Origin of the sequence: Winogradskyella sp., assembly GCF_003712105.1 — a bacterium.
In the GTDB taxonomy this organism is placed as follows: domain Bacteria; phylum Bacteroidota; class Bacteroidia; order Flavobacteriales; family Flavobacteriaceae; genus Winogradskyella.
In genome coordinates, this window is sequence record NZ_RHLG01000001.1 from 71,905 (window position 1) to 91,790 (window position 19,886).

Sequence of the window (19,886 nt, forward strand, 5' to 3'; positions counted from 1 at the left end):
CTTAGAAGTTATAAACTACTTCTAGCTTTTGTCCTTTTAAAGCTGCTTTTGCTTTATCAATATTTTCGGTAAAACCTAATATGTATCCGCCACCACCAGAACCACATAGCTTTAAGTAGTAATCATTTGTTTCAAGACCTTTTTTCCAAAGCTCATGAAATTGCTTCGGAATCATTGGTTTAAAATGATTCAGAACAACTTTGGACAATTGTTTTGTATTTCGAAATAGTGATTTAATATCGCCTTTTAAGAAATCTTCAACACATGCATCTGTATGTTTTATAAACTGCTCTTTAAGCATATTACGGAAACCTTCATTTTTCATGTTTTCCATAAAGATACTTACCATGGGAGCAGTTTCACCAACAATTCCACTGTCTAATAAAAATACTGCGCCTGTACCTTCACTCTTTTGAGATGGAATTCCAGTGGCTTCAATATTATCTTGAGAGTTTATAAGAATTGGCAAACTGAGATAACTATTTAATGGGTCAAGACCAGAAGATTTACCATGGAAAAAAGATTCCATAGCAGAGAAAATAGCTTTTAACTTTAAGAGTTTCTCTCTAGTTAAGTTTTCTAAAACAGTAATCTTTTCCGACACATACTTATCATAAATTGCAGCCACTAACGCGCCACTACTTCCAACACCATATCCTTGAGGTATTGATGAATCGAAATACATACCAGCTTCTACATCGTTTTGAAGTTTATCGAAATCAAATTTCACAAGGTCACTATCTAGATCTTTAAGATAATTAGCAAATTGTCTTAAACTCTGATTAGAGTTAATTGCTTCTTCGGAAGAATTATCATCTAACTTTAATGCGCCATTGTAAAAATTATACGGAATGGATAACCCTTTAGAGTCTTTAATGATTCCATATTCTCCGAATAGAAGAATTTTAGAATAAAATAATGGTCCTTTCATAGCCTATTGATTGGGAGAATTAGAGCTTTATGGCACCTTTTCCTACTATATCACAAATATAGTGACCGTTTTGACAAAATGCAACTAACTCACTATTAATGAAATCATAAACTTTTTCTTGTTCCGCCTTTGGAAACAGCACATGAACATTGGCTCCAGCATCTAAAGTGAAACAAATATTAGAATTGTTTTGTTGCCTATACGACCAAATTCTATTAATAATTTCAAGCGTATTTGGCTTCATTAAAATAAAATAAGGCATACTTGTCATCATCATAGCATGTAAGGTCAAGGCTTCACTCTCCACAATTTCTACAAATCGTTTGAGGTCACCATTTTTAAGAACCTCTTTCATTTCAGAAAGATTATCATGTGCCTGCTTAAAACGATTTTCAGAAAAAGGATGTCCTAACATGAGCTTATGACCAACTGTACTACTTACTTGTTTTTCGCCTTTATCTACAAGTAAAATAGCGTCTTGGTATTCGTGAAAATTTGGATGAACTGTATCTTCAAACTTAACGCCAAATAAATCTGAACTTTTGGATACACTTTCATTTTTTCCCCAAACCACAAGTTCTCCTTCAATACTTCTACATGCACTTCCTGAGCCTAAACGTGCTAAAAAAGATGCTTTTCTGTTAAAATACGATTCACTCTCTTCGGCACCACTCAGAGACCGTTCAATACTCATCAAACACAACGCCAAAGCGCTCATACCTGATGCTGAAGAAGCTATACCAGAACTATGAGGAAATGTATTAGAGGTTTCAATCTTAAAATGATAATCTCTTATGAATGGAACATAAGATTCAATTCGCTCAAAGAAGGTTTGGATTTTAGGTCTGAAAGCTTCGTTTTTTTCGCCTTCAAAGTATACATCAAAACTAAATTCTTTGCCTTCTTTTTTAGAAAAAGACATCTCGGTTATCGTTTTGCAATTACTCAATGTAAAACTTATTGAAGGGTTAGCAGGAATTTGATTTTCTTTTTTACCCCAATATTTTATTAGTGCTATATTACTTGGAGAAGACCATTTAACCGATCCTTTTTCGAGATCTGAATTATAGGATTCAAGAATAAAATCTTGTACTGTCATACTCATTAATTTCTGTTGCAAAAATAATGAAAAACAATGGTCTGTTTTAGTTTTCTGAAGACATAGCTAATAACTTCTCCATTGTTTTATAATTGCGCGATGTTGCGTTTACTTTTAAATTTCGTTCGAAATAATTAAGACTAAATTTTGCCTTACCATATCCATTAGCACAATACAGATAAAGGCAATCATCTATGATTTTATATTCTTCATTTTCATAGACTTTTTTTGAAGCTTCCGCGACTAAATCAGCATCAGGAATATCTGATAACATCGCAAAATAACTGTCTTTCTTTATTTCTTCTGAAAAAGGGCATGAATTAAAATTAGATTCTAGATGTGATCGTGTTCTTATCATTACTGCAACTTCAAACCCAAAATAATCAAGTATTGCCTTTTTAATCTTGTTCTCTAATGCCTTAGCATCTTTTTTTGTAGACTGAAATACCACATTTCCGGTTTGAATATATGTTGTTACATTTTCTAATCCAGATTTGGTAAGTAATTCTCTAAGTTCAGCCATTGGGACTTTTTTATGTCCTCCAACATTAATTCCTCTTAAAAGTGCAATGTATGTTCCCATAAGTTTTTAAATAGATCGTGACACGATGTACGCTCCTGTCCAAGCATTTTGAAAATTAAAACCACCTGTAACCGCATCAACATTTATAACTTCGCCAGCAAAATAAAGGTTTGGAACGAGTTTACTTTCAAAAGTTTTAAAGTTAATTTCTTTAAGGTCAACTCCTCCAGCGGTAACAAATTCTTCTTTAAAAGTACTTTTGCCCGTTACATGAAATTGTGCCCTGGTTAATTGACTCGCCAAATCTTCAAGCTGCATTTTATTTATATCTGCAAAACGTTCTTTCTCTTTAATATTAGATGCCAAAACCAGTTGGTTCCAAAGACGCTTAGGTAAATCGAAAAGTGCAGAATTTACTACTTGCTTCTTGGCCAACTCTAACTTGGAAGCCCTAAGAGCATCTAAGCCAGATTCAAAATCTTGCTGGATAAAATTAACCTCAATCTTAAAGTTGTAATTACGTTCTGCTAATTCTATAGCTCCAAAAGCAGATAGTTTTAAAATCGCTGGCGCACTCATACCAACATGAGTAATGAGTAATGGCCCATCGGACTCTAAATCCGTTCCGATAACTTTTACCCTTGCATGCTTTGCCACAACTCCAGGAATATCTGCAATACGTTTATCCTTAATATCGAAGGTAAATAATGATGGTACAGGTTTTACAATTGCATGGCCTAAGCCTTCTAATAACTTCCAAATTTTAGGATTACTTCCTGTTGCTACGAGGAGTTTATCGCATTCAAAATCAGCCTGAGAAGTTTCAACTAAAAACTTCTGCTCTTCATTTTTAATAGTTTTTACTAAATGTCCATACAAGACCAAAACATTATACTTTTTAGCTTCGCTTAAAAAACAATCTATTATAGTTTGAGAAGAATCTGTGACAGGAAACATTCTACCATCGTCTTCAATTTTTAATTCTACTCCACGTTCTTCAAACCATGCTATTGTATCTCCAGTCATAAAGGTGTGAAACGGACCAAGTAGCTCTTTTTTACCTCTTGGATAATTTTCGATTAACTCAGATGGAATAAATTCGGCATGGGTAACATTACAGCGTCCACCTCCAGATATTTTTACTTTTTGTAGGCCTTGTTTACCTTTTTCTAATATGGCAACAGAAAGATTTGGATTCCTTTCTGCAATATTAATTGCGGCAAAAAATCCGGCAGCACCACCGCCAATAATTATAATATCTTTACGTTTATGCAATTGTATTTCTTTAAAAGCCTAAAATTACAATGTTAAAAGCCAAAAGACTAATAATCCTAGCACTACTTGTAACCAATTGTGATACTGGAAATCTAACAACTATAATCGATTTACCTATTATATTAAATGAAGTATCTGGTGTTGAGACCGATGCTGAAAATAGTGTGTTTTGGATGGTTAATGATAGTGGTAACAAACCAATTCTTTATGGCTTAGATAGTAATGGTAATATTATAAAATCGATAAAAATAAAAGCTAAAAATAGAGATTGGGAAGACCTTACTACTGACCCAAGAGGTAATGTGTATATTGGTAATTTTGGCAATAACAGTAATGATAGCAAAGAACTTTCGATATTAAAAATAAGTATCGACTCTATCGTTGCTGATAAAACATTTATAACTCCTGAGGTTATAAAATTTAAGTATCCTGAGCAGAAAAAATTTCCACCGAAGAAAAGTAAACGCCATTTTGATTGTGAGGCTTTTTTCTATTTCAACGATTCACTATATCTCTTTACAAAAAGTCGACAACCTAAAAAACCAGGTAAAACAAAACTCTACAAGCTTCCTGTAACAAAAGGAACATACAAAGCTGAATACATTGACACCTTCAATACCTGTGATGATTCTGAATGTTGGGTAACCTCAGCTGACATTAATGCTAAAGGCAATAAGCTTGCGCTTCTGACTGAAAATTCTGTGTTCGTTTTCTCTAATCTTAAGTCTAGTGCCTTTTTTAAATCTGATCTAAAACGCTACGTTTTTGACTATAAATCTCAGAAAGAAAGTGTTGCTTTTAAAAATGATAGCACACTCTACATTGCCGATGAATATCTAGGTGTTGATGGTGGTAATCTATATGAATTTAAAATAGATTAAAAGCCGAATCCTAGCCTAAATGCTACTCGTAAACCATCATCACTGGAAAAGGCAGATACATTAGCAGTAACTAAGCTATAAGCGCTTATAAATATTCCGCCACCTACAGAGGTGTTCCAAGTATCGGCATTAGGGTTTGGATTTAATAACGTCGGCATTGTACGGCTATCATCAATCCACACGCGCCCATAATCAAATCCACCATAGAATCCCCAATTAAATGGCAAGAAGCTCGAAGACTGACGTCTTAAGTTAACTCTAATATCTGTGCTCTGAGAAAAGGATTGCTTACCAGAAAAACGCTCTCTTCGGAACCCTCTTAAACCTTCTGAATCACCAAGAGTAGCAGCCTGATAGAACTCAAAATCGTCTCCAAGGTTAATCTGGCTTCGTAATTTAGTTGCAAATACGACTGTACCTTGATGCGTTATTTTATAATCAAATCCTAATTCTGGAATTATATAACCAAATCCTCTTGATGTACTAACATTATTTTTATAACCTGCTTCAACTGAAAATAACATTCCTAAAGTTGGGAAAACAGAGTTGTCTTTTACATCATATAAAAATTTAGCATGTGCCCCAAAGAAGTCTTGTTTATCAAAAACAGGGTCATTAGCCGCGATACTTTCTATAAAGCGTCCAGCAGTACGCTCTACTTCATTGGACTCGTAGCTTGCACCTATTTGAAAAGATGACCCATATTGGCTTTTCCAAACTAGAGATGGTGCTACACTAAGTGTTCTTATTTTTACACGATGGAAATCTAAATCTATATTATCATTATCAGGTTCTGGGTTTGGTGTGCTGTTACCGAAACCAAAGAAGTTACGTGCAAAATTTGGACTTGTAAACCTTGCATCTATTTTCAAATTTCCTTGTCCTACAATATTCGCAAACTCACCACTGTATGCTAAATCAAAACCGCTTGTTGCAAAAAAGTATCCTGCTGCTATTGTATGCTGAGATGAAAATGGATTTCTCTCAAAGGCATAATTAGTATGTGTGCTAGAGAATCCTATTTTGAACCCATCATCTGGATTAAAACCAATAGCAGGAACTGTTTGAGTTATATTATTTTTCAGCTTCTTATAGTTATAGACATTGGTCTCATAATCGTCAGTCAGCTTCTTTTTTCCTTTATTAGTAACAATGGTATTTTTCTTCGATTTGTAATCATAAAACTTAAGTTTTTTACCATTTTTAATATCATAAGTATCATTATTCTGACCACCAATTAATCTAATCTTTATTAGGTTATCGCCTTCACCAAAAACATTAAATACATCGTCATCATCTAAGCCATAAATCCAAATTTCTTTTGTACGATTTCTATTAAATGTTCTTTCATGAAATATATCAGTCTTTTTACCGTCTTTTATTCTATATGCGGTGACTTTAGTTTCACCATTTGGCATACGCTCAATATCAAACCAATCGTCTTTATTTGTTCCTTTAATTACGGCAAACCTGTTGACTACATCAAAATAGCGGTCTGATATTTTCTGAAGGTTTCCTCGTCTTGCACGAAGTAGTCTTTTAATTTCCTCAACATCAGCATCTCTAATTTCCTCTGGCATATTTAAAAATGCGTTCTCAATAACCTCATCAGTTATATTTTTTTGGATAAGTGCTACTTGCTCGTCCCAAACATCTTTTCCTGAGTCTTGTATTAACTCCATATCTAAAGGATACGGTTCAACATTTATTTGTTTCACCTTAACTAAATCTTCACTATATGCTCTAAGTAAACCAGCTGTAGGCACTAGTTTGGTGGCGGTGGTAAGTAAAAATCCATCACTCATTTTAGAGAACGCTTGATCACGATCTCTTGGCATAGGTCTGTATACTTTTTTACCATTTTCTTTAAACTCTATCCAACGCCATTGGTCTTCGTGTCTATCCCAATCACCAATTAACATATCAAACAAACGCGCTTTTATATAGGCCGCTTCATCAATAACTAAATCTTCATCTTTATGAATCTTTTTCATCATATCTGCGGTACTCAAAAGCTCATTTTGAAAGCCAAAACTTGCCTTGTCGTCATGACCTTCAGAGGTATGCTCTTCAATCATATATAATTCATCTCCAAAGTCAGCATTAAAATTTCCTAAGGCGTTTTGTTTTGGTACATAATATAATACTGGATTGGTATGATATACACCTATTGCATCTGCCAAATCACCTACAACGAATGGTGCATAAGGATGTGCCCCTGTAAATACGTCGAGTAATAACTCTGATGCAAAACTATCGTCAAGTTTATCGCCTATATACTTATCCTTAAATATTATAGCTTGAAGATATTGCGACGCTTGTTTCCGCAATGCACGCATCACATATTGTCGTCCTTTTTTATCCTCTAATCTTAACGATTTAGATTGATTACCACCACCTTTTCTAACTGGCACTAGACCACCAAACAAGGTGTCCAAATTTACGGTAGGTGCTTTTACCTCTTTTCCGAATTGCTCACGGTATCTATCACCCCATAAAAACTTATGGAATCCTGATTTTTCAATTTCTTCTTTAGAATAAATTGATGCTACCTTTTCATTAGGGAAATCTCCTGGGTAGTTTTCATCCAAATCATCTTCATTTGGTTTTAAAACTTGTGTCTGAAACACAGGCTCTGAGTTTCCAACTTCATAAAAACGAACAAATGAAGAACCATCCTTAAAGACATCTAATCTGGCATATCCATTTGCACCATAAGCAAATTGACCATCGCCTATTAATCTTGCAGCAGTCGTTTTTGAGCCTGACCCACTTATAATCTGCGGCAAGCCTTTGTTAACCAAATATTGAAGGCTATGCTCGTGCCCAGAAACAAAAATCGTTTTATCATTTTGTCTTGCTAAAGCAATTACTCTTTTCTTAAGTTCGGTATACATTACATTTTGAGCATCAACATCTATAACACCTCCAGCTTTTCGGGCTACATTTTTTAAAGTTCCAATTACTGGTAAAGGCTTCATATGACTACCAAATGAAAACTGTCCATTATGAGCTCCATTGTTATAAATTGGATGATGTAGTGCTATTAATGTTGTTTTACCTCTAGCTTTTTTAATCTCACTTCCTAGTTCATTCAAAAACCCAGCTCTTGTCTTAATCTCACAATCGTCATTAATGGTTGGATGCTTATCCCAATCGGTTATATACCATTGAGAATCTATGATTATCAATACAACATCGTCGGATATCTTTACTCTTTCTATTGGGCATCCATTTTCTGGCAGAAATGTATCTTTTCCTAAAGCGTCTTCTACTTCTTTTTCTTGTTTTTTAAGACCTTTTAATTGACTATACCAATCGTGATTACCAGGAATAAAAACAGTATTACCCTTAAAGTTTTTTGCAGCATCCGTCTGCACTTTAAGTTTGTGCTTAGAGGATTCTTCATTCTCATTAGAACTTGTGTCGTAACCCTTAGGATAGACATTATCTCCTAAAAATATTGCCGTACTATTACTCGTGGCTTTATTAAGAGCTTCACCAAATTCTAGAATCGCTGGATCGGTTTCACCTGCTTCAGAATTTCCGGCATCGCCGATAAGATAAAAAGAGTGTATAATTTCTTTATTTGCAGGGTAATTTGAAGTTTTTGATTGATCTACTTGCAAATCTAGGGTAGCACAAGCATTTAATAAAAGAAAGAATAGGGCAACGAGACTAAACTTGCAAAGTGTCTTCATTTAATAAGAGTTAGTTGATTAATTGTACCCGAAGATACTTAAAATTTTAATCACTTCTCCCAGAGGCTGTCAGTAAAGAGATGTTTGCAATCCAGAAAATTCGTGTTGACTTTAAAATTTGAACGTTGGGCCAAATCATTAATCTCATCAAAATCGAACTTCTTCGATAATTCCGTCCATATGAGCTCATTATATTCAAAATCGATTATTTTATTGAGCTTTTTAATATGTACCTTCTGATGTCTTAAACTTACTATATAGCTCTTCACTTCGCCATTATCAGGGTTGTAGTGGCAATAAAAATCGAAATCATCAATTTTAAAATCTGCATCAAGCTCTCGATTTATTCGTAATAATAAATTAAGGTTGAAACGCTTGGTAATACCATGTTTATCGTAATATGCATTGTGTATCGTAATTGGGTTTTTCTTTAAGTCAATGCCTATAAGCAGCTTGTCACCAAGCTTCATATTGTCATTAAATAGTTTAAGAAGTTCTATTATCTGATCTGTTTTATAATTCCCAATATTAGAACCTAAAAACAATAACAAGCTAGGCGAATCACTATCCTTAATATCTGAAAGCACTTCAAAATAATCTCCAACTCTTGGTTCTACTTTTAGTTCTGGTAAGCGCTGATTAAGCGTATTGGATAGGATATCTATTGCCTCTTGAGAAATATCAATGGGTAAATACTTAAAATCTACTTTCTGATTTACTAAATACTCTAAAAGTTTATATGTTTTAAACCCGTCTCCAGGACCAAGCTCAATAATATTGAATGGCTTTGAAAACTTTAAAGCTTCAAAGATTTGTTTTGATTGCATGGAAAGTATTTCGAACTCAGCATCGGTGAGGTAATACTCAGGCATTTTCATAATTTCCTGAAAAATTCTACTGCCATTATCATCATAAAAGTACTTAGATGATAAATGCTTATACTCTGCTGTAAGGCCTACGAGCACGTCTTTTGCGAAATTATCATTCATATTATTTCGCTAATCTAATTCCAGAGAAATGCCATCTCGTATCTGGCGTGAAGAAATTACGATATGTTGGTCTGGCATGATGCTTTGGTGTAGCTATTGAAGCTCCTCGCATCACCATAGTATTAATCATAAATTTACCGTTATATTCGCCCAAAGCACCTTCTTCCTTTTGATAGTTAGGATAAGGCAAATATGCACTATTCGTCCATTCCCATAATTGTCCATAATCAAGTTGTTTTGATGCAACTTCCCATTCGAATTCTGTTGGTAAGCGCATACCTTTCCATTCTGCATAGGCCCAAGCCTCGTAAAAACTTATATGATTAACTGGCAGGTCTAAATCTACATCCACAAGACCATTTAGTGTATAGTGTTTCCATTTACCATTGACCTTATGCCAATATAATGGTGAAGTAATCTCATCAGTCTTAACCCAATCCCAACCATCGGCATGCCATAAGTTAAAATTTTGATATCCTCCAGCTTCGATAAACTCAATATACTCTAAATTAGTTACAAGTGATTTAGAAATTTTACAATCTTGAATGTAAACTTTATGCACTCCCAATTCATTATCAAAACAAAAGTCTTTGCCTTTGTAACCAATATCATACACACCTTCAGTAATATCTAAAAACCCATTACTAGTGTTTGGTTTCAAAGAAATATCTAAATCTAAAGTTGGAAAAACAGGCTGATTACCATAAATATATTTTATGTCATACACTAAGAGTTCTTGATGCTGTTGCTCATGTTGTAGTCCTATCTCAACAGTTTGGCAAATGGTTTCATCTAAATCATTCTCTAAAAATTCTGAAAGATGTTTGTTAATGTAACTTCTATACTCAAAAACCTCATCGATTGTTGGTCGTGTCATATTACCTCTGTTGACTCTCAGGATTCTATCACCAACATTATTATAGTAGCTATTAAAGCAATACGCAAAATCCTCACAAAAGAGTTTGTAATCTTCTTTATAAATAGATAACACAAACTGTTCAAAAAACCATGTTGTATGCCCTAAATGCCATTTGGGCGGAGACACATAATCTATAGGTTGTACAGAAAAATCATCTTTCTCAAGAGACTTACATATGCGTTCTGTTCGCTGTCTTATTTCTAAAAATTTGTCTTTTATATGCTGTTGTTTGTCAACTAGTACTTCCAAGGTTAGGTATGTATTACTTTAGTATCGAAAATAACTTCGCTAGCTATAGTTTTGTGCACGGGACAACGCGATGCTATTTCTTTTAATCTTTCTTTTTGCTGGTCATCTAAGTTACCAACAAATTTTAATTTTTTACTTATATGATCTAAATATTTTGGCCTATCTACATCAATATTTAAATCGTCACTATGAATTCTAGAATGGGAGATATAAACAAAGACTTCTTTTAAATCCCAATTTTTACGTTCTGCATACATTTTTAGCGTCATAACTGTACACGCTGCTAATGCTGCATTGAGATACTCATAAGGTGATGGCCCAAAATCATTACCACCAACACTTAGTGGCTCGTCTGCAATAAGTGTATGATTTTTGGTCTGTATTGATGTTGTGAAATTATCCTCTATAATATTTAGATGACCTACTAACTGCTCGCCTTCTGTACTCAACATTTCATTTTCTATATTAGGAAAATAACGCTTGGCCCATGTCCCTATTACGTCACCAACATATCTGCTATCGTTTTCATTTATTAATAAATGGTCCGCATCATCTAGAGACACAAAACTCTTGGGATGCATCGCATTCTTATATATAATTTTGGCATTTTCAATACCTACAATTCTATCTGTAGGAGAATGCATTACCAACAATGGTTTGCGCAGTTGCTTAATAACTTCAGGCAAATCAGTTTTATCAAAAGCTTCAACAAAATCTCTGTTAATTTTAAATGGCCTACCTCCAATATTAATTTCTACTTCACCTTTTTCTTTAACAGCTTCGATACCATGAGAGAAATGATGCTTTACATGGTCTACATGAGCAGGTGCTCCAATTGTTGCAACTGCTTTTACTGCCTTTAATTTTGAAGCTGCAACTAAAACAGCTGCTCCACCTAGAGAATGACCAACCAGTAGTGTAGGTATATCAAAATTTTCGGACATATAACTATGTACATCTAATAAGTCTTCAACATTTGCAGAAAAATGACTATCTGCAAAATCGCCTTCGCTTTTACCTAAACCTGTAAAATCGAAACGCAACACCGCAAAGCCTTCTTTAGTAAGGGCTCTACTTATATGGCGAACTGCACTGAGACTACTGCTACACGTAAAACAATGTGCAAAAATGGCGTAGTAATTTGGTTTTTGATTTGCGGGCAACTCAAGTATCGCATTCAAGAGTAGCCCTTTTCGGTTTTCTATTTTAAGTTTTTGGCTTTTCATTTACCTAGTCTTCAATAATTACACCTTTCCAAAAAGCCACTCTATTTTTTATGCCTTTTGCAAGTTCTGAAACTTCAGGATAAAACCAAGCAGCATCATTATTTTGTTTACCATCGACCTCAATGGAGTAATAAGATGCTGTACCTTTCCACGGACAAACAGTATGCGTATTACTAGGTTTAAAATAGATTGATTTAATACTATCGTGAGGAAAATAGTGATTGCCTTCTATCACTACTGTATCATCGCTTTCTGCGATTATTGTATTATTCCAAGTTGCTTTCATTTTTTTAATTTTTAATAACACCCCAAATACGCTTTTCGCTTTTTTCGTTATAGACAATTTTTAGCATATCGTCTATAGCACAATAAATTATTTGACTGCTATTTTTAGTTTTAACCATAACATCTTGAATATATATTACGTTAGATGCCAAAATAAGCATGAAAAGGGTTACGGAAAGTATTTTTATTTTGGTTAGCATAAGTTACTTATTTCCGTCGAAATATAGTTTGAATCCTTTCATAAAAAGGAATTCTCTTGTAAGTTAGAAGAACCCAATATTTATTGCTCATAAATAATTCTTAAATTCGTCAATAATTTTTTTCTATGGAAACAGTAGTTTTAGAAGCTGAACGTTTTGTAACACAGTATTTAAATGACAATTTAGATTCTAATTTTGTTTATCACAATTTGGCTCATACTCAAAGAGTAGTTGAGAAAGTAAAAGAGCTTACTGAAGAAAGTACAATTTCTGAAGAAGAGAAACAGCACTTAATTCTTGCGGCTTGGTTTCATGATACTGGTTTTACCAAGACTATAAAAAATCATGAAAAAGAAAGTGTAAAGATCGCTACTGAGTTTCTAAAGTCTAACAATGTTTCTGAAGACGCTATTGCTACAATTAGTAAAATAATAATGGCAACTGAGATGACTTGCCAGCCAAAAACTGAACTTGAAGGCTTAATACGAGATGCTGATTCTGCACATATATCGAGTAAAAACTATGATAGCTATGCAGCACTATTAAGAAAAGAATGGGAGCTAACTCTAAACAAGAAATTTTCTAAAACGGAATGGATAGATGAAAATGTAAAATTCTTGACTAAGCATAGTTTTTATTCAGCACAAGCTGCGAGCAAATGGGACAATAGAAAAGGTAAAAATTTAGCTAATCTTATACAAAGCCAGAATAAGACTAAAGAAGACAGCGAGAAGTTTAAGCACAAAAAAGCTGAGCTGAAATTTAAGAAAGAAAAGAGAGATTTACCAGACCGTGGTATTGAGACCATGTTCCGTGTTGCACTAAGAAATCATATTACGCTTAGTGATATTGCTGATACCAAAGCAAACATTTTACTATCAGTAAATGCTATTATTATTTCGGTAGCATTATCTAACTTATTACCAAAGCTAGACAACCCATCAAACTCATACCTTATATACCCAACACTGATATTTTTGACATTCACCGTTATTTGTATAGTATTATCAGTAATGGCTACAAGACCAAACGTTACAAAAGGGAAATTCACAAAAGAAGATGTGGCAAATCAAAAAGTTAACCTATTATTCTTTGGTAATTTCCACCAAATGAGTTTGGGCGAGTTCGAATGGGCTATGGACGAAATGATGCAAGACAAAGCCTACCTTTATGGCTCATTAACTAAAGACTTATACTTCCTGGGATTGGTTCTTAATAGAAAATACAACCTCCTTAGAACAACCTACAGTGTATTTATGGTTGGTATAGTAATTAGTGTTTTAGCTTTTGGTATTTCTTTTATGATGGCCGAAACTGGAACGACATTTTAAGAACTAATTTCCTTCATTAAATCATCATAAGTGTAGTACGCTTTGTCATTATCGCTTTTATGATAAAGTACACTTACTCTAATTGCTTTTAAGCCAGTAACAGCTTGTAAATCCTGAAGTTCAACTATTTCTACATCATTATCTAAGTAGTTCTTAGATTGTAAGAATTTAATATATCGTAAATATTCTCTCTCATCACTACGTTGAGAATATACTATAGATATTTTACCTTTTTGTGTAACCCGTTCTGTTGTACCTTTAATAAATGCTTTATCAACTCGCTTTTTAACAATTTCATATCGTGCATTATAAGTTCCATCAACATCAAATTGTTTCTCATCCATTCTAAAACTAATAGAAAGTGGTTGATTGAACACTAAAATCATTGAAGCCACGTCTAAATGCACAGGAAACTTAGACTCGGTTTGCATCTGGTAGTATGTGTTCTCCATCTCACACATTATCTGTAACTGCCAAAGCCTTAAGTTGTATAAATAAATAGGGTTAAAGCTATTCTCTTTGGTAATAGATTCACCTATGTACATGTTATGCTCAACACCATCCGTTTTGTATCGCTCAAAGTAATGCGGATACATAGCCTGGGCTTCGGTTTGTTTTTGGTCTATGAGATAGGCCATTTCTCTATTTATGATGGTAATTGTATCATCATATTTTTTTCTGAAATGATATACCGAATCTGTTTGATCATTAATAGAATCAAAGTAATTGTTTATAAGATCCTTTAACTCATCATTATCTTTTAAATGTTCTAATATAGGCTCGATATCATCCTTAATAAAAGAGGATATTCTTTGCTCACTATCAACTTGAAAGTTATTATTTAAACTGTTTAAAAACTCAGTAGCCTGATAAATATACTGCTCATAAATTGGTAAATTATTTAATCTTGCTGCTTCTGATACTATATCTTTAATTGCGTTTAATTGTAATGTTAAATCTTTCTGTGTTGCAGAGTTTCTAGCTTCAGAAGATCCTTTAATATCTATTTGTCCGTAAAGCGGATAGACATTTTCAAAAACTATCTCATGGAAGTTAGGCTCAAGCCCATTAAACTGGTCTTTAATATATTGCCTTGCTTCTTTTTCAAAACGCCAATGTACACTCGAGTGAATAGATGTACATTCTTTTTGGATAATAGCTTCAATAAGGTTTTCTTCTTCGCTCTTGCTTCTTTCTACCGCAGATACGATGTAAGGCATTACATCAATAAGCTTATTTGCATTAATACTATTTAATACTCTTGGCTTTTCAGAAACAATTTCTAAAATACCCATTAATCCTTCTTCGTTTGCTATTGGCGCAAAAATGGCGCTCTGTATACCTTGATTATGGAGTATTTCAATATGTGGTGCATTTTTTCCAGATTTATTATAATACTTATTTACATCCGAAATTGAAAAATACTTATTCTCTTTAAGCAGCCTATTATAAGACCAATCACATAAAGAGTCTGAGCAATTCTTTGTTTCAATGTTATCTAATAAGTAACTGTTTATTCCAACACCATATACACGCTCGAAAGTATCTTCATCATCATTGTATATAGAAAAACCAACCTTAACATCCTTTAAGCCTAAAAGTGATCTGAAAATTTCATGGAAGTTTTCCATGAAGCCTTCATCTTTACGCTTATCTTCTCCAATTAAAGACGATTTTATATTAGAAATAGATTGGTCATCAGTAACATCGAATATGTTAGAAATGATAAACCCTTTAAACTCATATGTGTTTGGCGGGAATTTTTCTTTCCATAAATCAATATTTTCAAAATTATCTAAAAGCTCTTCAAAGTCCTTTTCAGTAATTTTAGGTGCATTTCTTTTTGGAAGAATTTCAACAAAATCTGCATTATAAAGTATTTTGTAATAACGCATTATACCATTAGCATCTGGTATTTCGTATAAGAAAGGTCTTTTAAAATTTAGATTAAAACCATAGCAAAAGTTCATAATTATTGTACAGGCAATAATATATGTCTGGTCTAATGGCATGTTTTTAATCTCAAGCTCAAAATCTTTACCAGCAGTTTTAAGAATTGATTTAAAACGTTCAGAAGCATTAAAAACAAAACTATGGAAAGGCATCGTAGCTACTTTAATCTCATTATTTGTTAATAATGGACTAAATGAATCTTGAAGAATACCTTCAATTTCGTTCTCGTATTTTTTAAAATATGATATATCGCTAAACCCATCTCTAAGTATAGGGTTTTCCTCAGCAATTTTTAAGACACGATTTGCATTTGCAGAAATGAAATCATTATCTGAGTCTATGAGTTTTTCGTATTGATTAATCAGCTGATTGAAACTGACTTTCATTACAAAAGGAGATTCTATATGTTGATTGATGTCCATAACGTAATCCTTTATGAATGACAAAGTTACAAATAATTAATATTAGTCGTTTATTAATAGACTACCTTACATGCAATTTGTTACCAAAAATTTACATTATTTTTTGTGCAGACTTATAGCAAATCCTCCACCTTGAGCAAGATGTATTTTAAGTTTTGAGGTGACATTTACATCATAATTTGCAATATCTATGTCCAATGGATTATTATCCCAATGTGCATCTTTGCCGTCTTTATAGATGCGGGCTTCGTAATTTTGGTTGTCTTCTAAAAAGCTAAAATCAACTTCAATATCTCTAGCATTTTCATCTGTAATTCCACCTATAAACCAATTGCCCGTTTCACGCTCTTTCCTAGCAATAGTCACAAAATCACCAATTTCACCATTTAATACTATAGATTCTTCCCAATCTACTCCTACATCTTTTATAAATTGTAATGGCTCTGGATTTGCTTCATAATGTTCTACTAAATCAGCTGCCATCTGCACTGGTCCATATATCACTACATAAAGCGCTAATTGTTGTGCTATAGTGGTATTAACCTGATTATCTTCTCGGTATTCATCAAACTTGATATTGAAAATCCCAGGTGTAAAATCAATTGGTCCGGCCAACATTCTAGTAAAAGCCACAATAGATAAATGTTCTGGCGGATTTCCACCATCGCCTGACCATGCGTTAAATTCTTGGCCTCGTAAACCTTCTCGAGAAATTATATTTGGATAAGTGCGTCGTAAACCTGTTGCTTTTATTGGCTCATGAGCATTAACTGCCACTTCGTATTCAGCTGCTTTTATTGCTGCATTGTTATACTGATTAACCATATACTGCCCATGATGGTATTCTCCTTTAGGAATTATCTTGCCTACATAGCCAGACTTAACTGCATGCATACCATACTTCTGCATTAAAGCATAAGCAGTATCTTGCTGTTTCTCGTATGTTTGGGTTGCCGCAGAAGTCTCATGATGCATAATAATTTCGACACCTTTTTCTTTAGCATAGCTAGTAACTTCATCTAAATCATAATCTGGGTATGTTGTTACAAAATCGAAAACACCTTCACGGTCTTCGAAACCAATCCATCGTTCCCAGCCTGTATTCCAACCTTCAACCAAAACTCCGCCAATATTATTTTTAGCAGAAAAATCAATGAAATTCTTTACATTTTCAGTGGTTGCACCATGTTTGCCATGCGCTTTTCCGGTATCCGTCCATTTTCCTTCAACCATTTCCATACCATAATCCCAAGAAGATTTCCCAAGATGCATTTCCCACCAAACTCCAGTATATTTCATTGGCTTAAACCAAGAAACGTCACCTAATTTATTTGGCTCGTTTAGATTAACTATGAGGTTAGAGTTAATTAAATCAGGTGCGTTCTCTGTAATTTGAATAGTACGCCAAGGCGTGTTGAATGGCAAACTTCGTTTTACTTTATACTCTGTATTTTCTGAACCTACTAGATTGCTTTTCAGGCTTAGATTTAAAGAATCTACTTTTAAAGTCATCCCAGAATAATCTACTAAAGCTGCTTCATGAAAACTGAGATGTGTTCCGTCTTTGCCAACCATTGTAACAGGTGTGTTCACAGCATTTTCAGGAATATAAGATTGTGCTAGATTAGTTTTAGGGATATAAGACCGAGCATCAATTTCTGATAATTTAGTTGTGCTATATAAATGTTCATAAATATCCCAATCACCAGGAATCCAAAATGTTTTATAATCTTCTGTTAGATTAAATTGGGTATGCTCATCTTTAATTAAAGCTTCTACCCAGTTTTCCTGTTCAGGAAATTCATATCTAAAGCCTATACCATCATTATAAACTTTAAAAACAACTGAAAACTTTCGATTCGGCGCTACAGTTTCTTCAAAATCTACTTCAATAAATTTGTAATTGTTTTCAACCAAACGTTGTTCGCCCCAAGGCATTTCCCAAGTTTCGCTATAGCTATCAGTTTTTACATGTATTACTTTTAAGTTATCCTTAATTGGCTTTGCATTGGTAAACTCAAACCCAAAATATGATGTATCTATAATAGTCTTATTATTTGACTTTACTGTATAATATGGTTCACCAGATGCATTCAAATTTAATTCTACATTCAACTTACCATCGGGAGAACTAGTCGATAAATTATCTTTATTATCATTGCTACTCTTACAAGAAAAGAGGCCAAACAAAATTCCGAATGCAACTAACCTAAGCTTCATAACTACTTATTTTCTAACAGAACAATATTATAAGGTGAATCTATATTTACAAGACCATCTTTAACTTCAATTTCTTTACCTGAATACGCATCTTTTAAAACTTTTCCATTCTCAAAAATTGATGAAACTTCTATTGATTTTTCTCCTTCCGGAAGTTCTATTCCGACAATTACTTTATCGTTTCCTCTAACTCTAGAAAAGACTAAACCTTCGTCCTCAGAAATAAGGCTATGTTGCCCTGCACCAACTGCTGGATGATTAGCCTTAAACGTTCCTAATTTTTGCCAGTGAGATAAGATATTAGCCGTCTCAGTATTGGTATTTGCTTTCTCCCAATCCATTGGTGAACGTAAATTGGCATCACCAGTTGCACCTTCAACATCCAGTTCTCTGGCTATTTCATCACCATAATAAATCTGTGATGTTCCTGGTGTTAAAAACAATAGGTCTGCCGTTTTATAAGGCATTTTTCGTTCTTTATCAAATGGTTGACCATCATCATGAGAAGACATGTAATTAAGAACACCAAAGCCTTTTAAGTCGCCTTGAAGCATTGCATTGTATTTTTCAAATACTTCTTTAGCAGGCATTTGCTTTGCATTCCACTTAAATTCAAAATTTATCTGACTAGTAAATTTATCATCATAATAATTGACCTTTTTATCGCCAAAATCGAATAGCTTGCCGCTGCTTATACCATAATTGTAAATTTCACCTACCAAATAAAAATCGGTATTGTCCATGGCTTTATCAGGATTATTCTTTTTGAATTGTGCAAAAGCATAATCGCATTCTGTTTTAAACTCCTGCCATACATAAGGTTCTGTATGTTTTACAGTATCTGCTCTATAGCCATCAATACCAAATTCTGTAATATAGTCTGTTAGCCATTTCATGATATAAAAACGCGGAGCACGTGGATGACCTGTACGTTCAAAAAACGCATCTAACTCCTTTACTTCTTGCTCATAACGACCTTCTGCCTTCCACTTTGCAACTAATTGTGGTGGTAATTCTACATTTTCGTTACTATCTGTTCTAACATCTGGTAAATTCTTAACTAATGTACATGTCACCGTATTCTCATAATTAGTGTATTGACATTGAGGTTCTGTACGTACCCAGTCTGATGGCCAAACTGGATCTTGATCTGTAACTGGACCTGTATGATTAATAACCGCATCTAAAACAACTCTAATGCCTTTACTATGCGCTGCATCAACTAATTCTTGTAAATCTTCCTTAGTTCCTAAATTAGCATCAATTGCTGTCCAATCTTTAGCCCAATATCCGTGGAAACCATAGCTCATACCTGTACCTTCGTCGGTGCCTGCATGAATATTCTCAACTATAGGTGTCATCCAAATAGCATTTATACCTAAGTCTGTAAAATAGCCTTCATTAATTTTCTGAGTAACACCTTTTAAGTCGCCACCCATATAACCTCTCAACTTTGCTGCATCACCTTTTCTCCCATACATTAGATCGTTTGAAGAATCGGCATTGTTAAATCTATCGGTCAATAAAAAATAAATATTTGCAGCATCCCATGGGAATACATCTTCACTTATAACTTCATCGCTTTGAATGGAAGTTTTATTTTCTGTCTCTTCTACTTCTTTTTTAGAATTATTACAACTAAAGGCTATCAATAAGGCTAAAACTGGAACTATTTTTTTCAT

General features: G+C 33.8%; 14 protein-coding genes. 2 read left to right on the top strand and 12 right to left on the bottom strand.

From position 1 onward, the window contains the following. Nucleotide 1: 1 nt before the first annotated feature. The 4 genes from ED556_RS00365 to ED556_RS00380 are packed head-to-tail and all read right to left on the bottom strand — an operon-like array spanning nt 2 to nt 3,828. Nucleotides 2-931: a mevalonate kinase gene (locus tag ED556_RS00365; protein ID WP_296318548.1), complete on the bottom strand. Its 930-nt coding sequence runs from the start codon at nt 929-931 to the stop codon at nt 2-4. 19 nt (nt 932-950) lie between these two features. Beyond that, nucleotides 951-2,030 carry a diphosphomevalonate decarboxylase gene (mvaD, locus tag ED556_RS00370; RefSeq protein ID WP_296318549.1) on the bottom strand — a complete coding sequence of 360 codons (1,080 nt, stop codon included), beginning with the start codon at nt 2,028-2,030 and terminating at the stop codon, nt 951-953. 46 nt (nt 2,031-2,076) lie between these two features. Next, nucleotides 2,077-2,613 carry a DUF1697 domain-containing protein gene (locus ED556_RS00375; RefSeq protein ID WP_296318550.1) on the bottom strand — a complete coding sequence of 179 codons (537 nt, stop codon included), beginning with the start codon at nt 2,611-2,613 and terminating at the stop codon, nt 2,077-2,079. 6 nt (nt 2,614-2,619) lie between these two features. Beyond that, nucleotides 2,620-3,828, bottom strand: coding sequence for an NAD(P)/FAD-dependent oxidoreductase (locus tag ED556_RS00380; protein WP_296318551.1), 1,209 nt, complete (start codon nt 3,826-3,828; stop codon nt 2,620-2,622). A 29-nt stretch (nt 3,829-3,857) separates the two neighbouring features. Between ED556_RS00380 and ED556_RS00385 the strand changes: the two genes are divergently transcribed. Next, nucleotides 3,858-4,709, top strand: coding sequence for a hypothetical protein (locus ED556_RS00385; protein WP_296318552.1), 852 nt, complete (start codon nt 3,858-3,860; stop codon nt 4,707-4,709). Here the strand turns inward: ED556_RS00385 and ED556_RS00390 are convergent. From ED556_RS00390 to ED556_RS00410, 5 genes are read right to left on the bottom strand one after another with little or no spacing between them, the layout of a single operon-like run. Then, on the bottom strand, nt 4,706-8,410 hold the full coding sequence (locus ED556_RS00390) for a metallophosphoesterase (RefSeq protein ID WP_296318553.1): 3,705 nt from the start codon (nt 8,408-8,410) through the stop codon (nt 4,706-4,708). The genes ED556_RS00385 and ED556_RS00390 overlap by 4 nt on opposite strands. A gap of 50 nt (nt 8,411-8,460) precedes the next feature. Further along, a complete protein-coding gene (locus ED556_RS00395) occupies nt 8,461-9,399 on the bottom strand; it encodes an L-histidine N(alpha)-methyltransferase (RefSeq protein WP_296318554.1) in 939 nt (312 codons plus the stop codon). A gap of 1 nt (nt 9,400) precedes the next feature. Next, on the bottom strand, nt 9,401-10,567 hold the full coding sequence (gene egtB, locus ED556_RS00400; RefSeq protein WP_296318555.1) for an ergothioneine biosynthesis protein EgtB: 1,167 nt from the start codon (nt 10,565-10,567) through the stop codon (nt 9,401-9,403). 2 nt (nt 10,568-10,569) lie between these two features. After that, nucleotides 10,570-11,793 carry a bifunctional alpha/beta hydrolase/OsmC family protein gene (locus ED556_RS00405; protein WP_296318556.1) on the bottom strand — a complete coding sequence of 408 codons (1,224 nt, stop codon included), beginning with the start codon at nt 11,791-11,793 and terminating at the stop codon, nt 10,570-10,572. Between the two features lie 4 nt (nt 11,794-11,797). Further along, complete coding sequence (locus ED556_RS00410) at nt 11,798-12,079, bottom strand: DUF427 domain-containing protein (protein ID WP_296318557.1); 282 nt, start codon at nt 12,077-12,079, stop codon at nt 11,798-11,800. 324 nt (nt 12,080-12,403) lie between these two features. Here ED556_RS00410 and ED556_RS00415 point away from each other — a divergent pair, with 324 nt between their 5' ends. Next, a complete protein-coding gene (locus ED556_RS00415) occupies nt 12,404-13,609 on the top strand; it encodes a Pycsar system effector family protein (RefSeq protein WP_296318558.1) in 1,206 nt (401 codons plus the stop codon). Here ED556_RS00415 and ED556_RS00420 read toward each other — a convergent pair. From ED556_RS00420 to ED556_RS00430, 3 genes are all read right to left on the bottom strand, one after another. Further along, nucleotides 13,606-15,984: a GAF domain-containing protein gene (locus tag ED556_RS00420; protein WP_296318559.1), complete on the bottom strand. Its 2,379-nt coding sequence runs from the start codon at nt 15,982-15,984 to the stop codon at nt 13,606-13,608. The genes ED556_RS00415 and ED556_RS00420 overlap by 4 nt on opposite strands. A 96-nt stretch (nt 15,985-16,080) precedes the next feature. Next, nucleotides 16,081-18,204: a glycoside hydrolase family 97 protein gene (locus ED556_RS00425; protein WP_296318560.1), complete on the bottom strand. Its 2,124-nt coding sequence runs from the start codon at nt 18,202-18,204 to the stop codon at nt 16,081-16,083. 2 nt (nt 18,205-18,206) lie between these two features. Next, entirely contained in the window at nt 18,207-19,886 is a 1,680-nt protein-coding gene (locus ED556_RS00430; protein ID WP_296318561.1) for an alpha-amylase family glycosyl hydrolase, read from the bottom strand.

Bases quoted from the DNA above. Each gene is read 5' to 3' on its own strand.
- ED556_RS00365 (WP_296318548.1), bottom strand. From the start codon at position 931: ATGAAAGGACCATTATTTTATTCTAAAATTCTTCTATTCGGAGAATAT.
- mvaD (WP_296318549.1), bottom strand. From the start codon at position 2,030: ATGACAGTACAAGATTTTATTCTTGAATCCTATAATTCAGATCTCGAA.
- ED556_RS00375 (WP_296318550.1), bottom strand. From the start codon at position 2,613: ATGGGAACATACATTGCACTTTTAAGAGGAATTAATGTTGGAGGACAT.
- ED556_RS00385 (WP_296318552.1), top strand. From the start codon at position 3,858: ATGTTAAAAGCCAAAAGACTAATAATCCTAGCACTACTTGTAACCAAT.
- ED556_RS00390 (WP_296318553.1), bottom strand. From the start codon at position 8,410: ATGAAGACACTTTGCAAGTTTAGTCTCGTTGCCCTATTCTTTCTTTTA.
- ED556_RS00395 (WP_296318554.1), bottom strand. From the start codon at position 9,399: ATGAATGATAATTTCGCAAAAGACGTGCTCGTAGGCCTTACAGCAGAG.
- ED556_RS00405 (WP_296318556.1), bottom strand. From the start codon at position 11,793: ATGAAAAGCCAAAAACTTAAAATAGAAAACCGAAAAGGGCTACTCTTG.
- ED556_RS00410 (WP_296318557.1), bottom strand. From the start codon at position 12,079: ATGAAAGCAACTTGGAATAATACAATAATCGCAGAAAGCGATGATACA.
- ED556_RS00415 (WP_296318558.1), top strand. From the start codon at position 12,404: ATGGAAACAGTAGTTTTAGAAGCTGAACGTTTTGTAACACAGTATTTA.
- ED556_RS00420 (WP_296318559.1), bottom strand. From the start codon at position 15,984: ATGGACATCAATCAACATATAGAATCTCCTTTTGTAATGAAAGTCAGT.
- ED556_RS00425 (WP_296318560.1), bottom strand. From the start codon at position 18,204: ATGAAGCTTAGGTTAGTTGCATTCGGAATTTTGTTTGGCCTCTTTTCT.
- ED556_RS00430 (WP_296318561.1), bottom strand. From the start codon at position 19,886: ATGAAAAAAATAGTTCCAGTTTTAGCCTTATTGATAGCCTTTAGTTGT.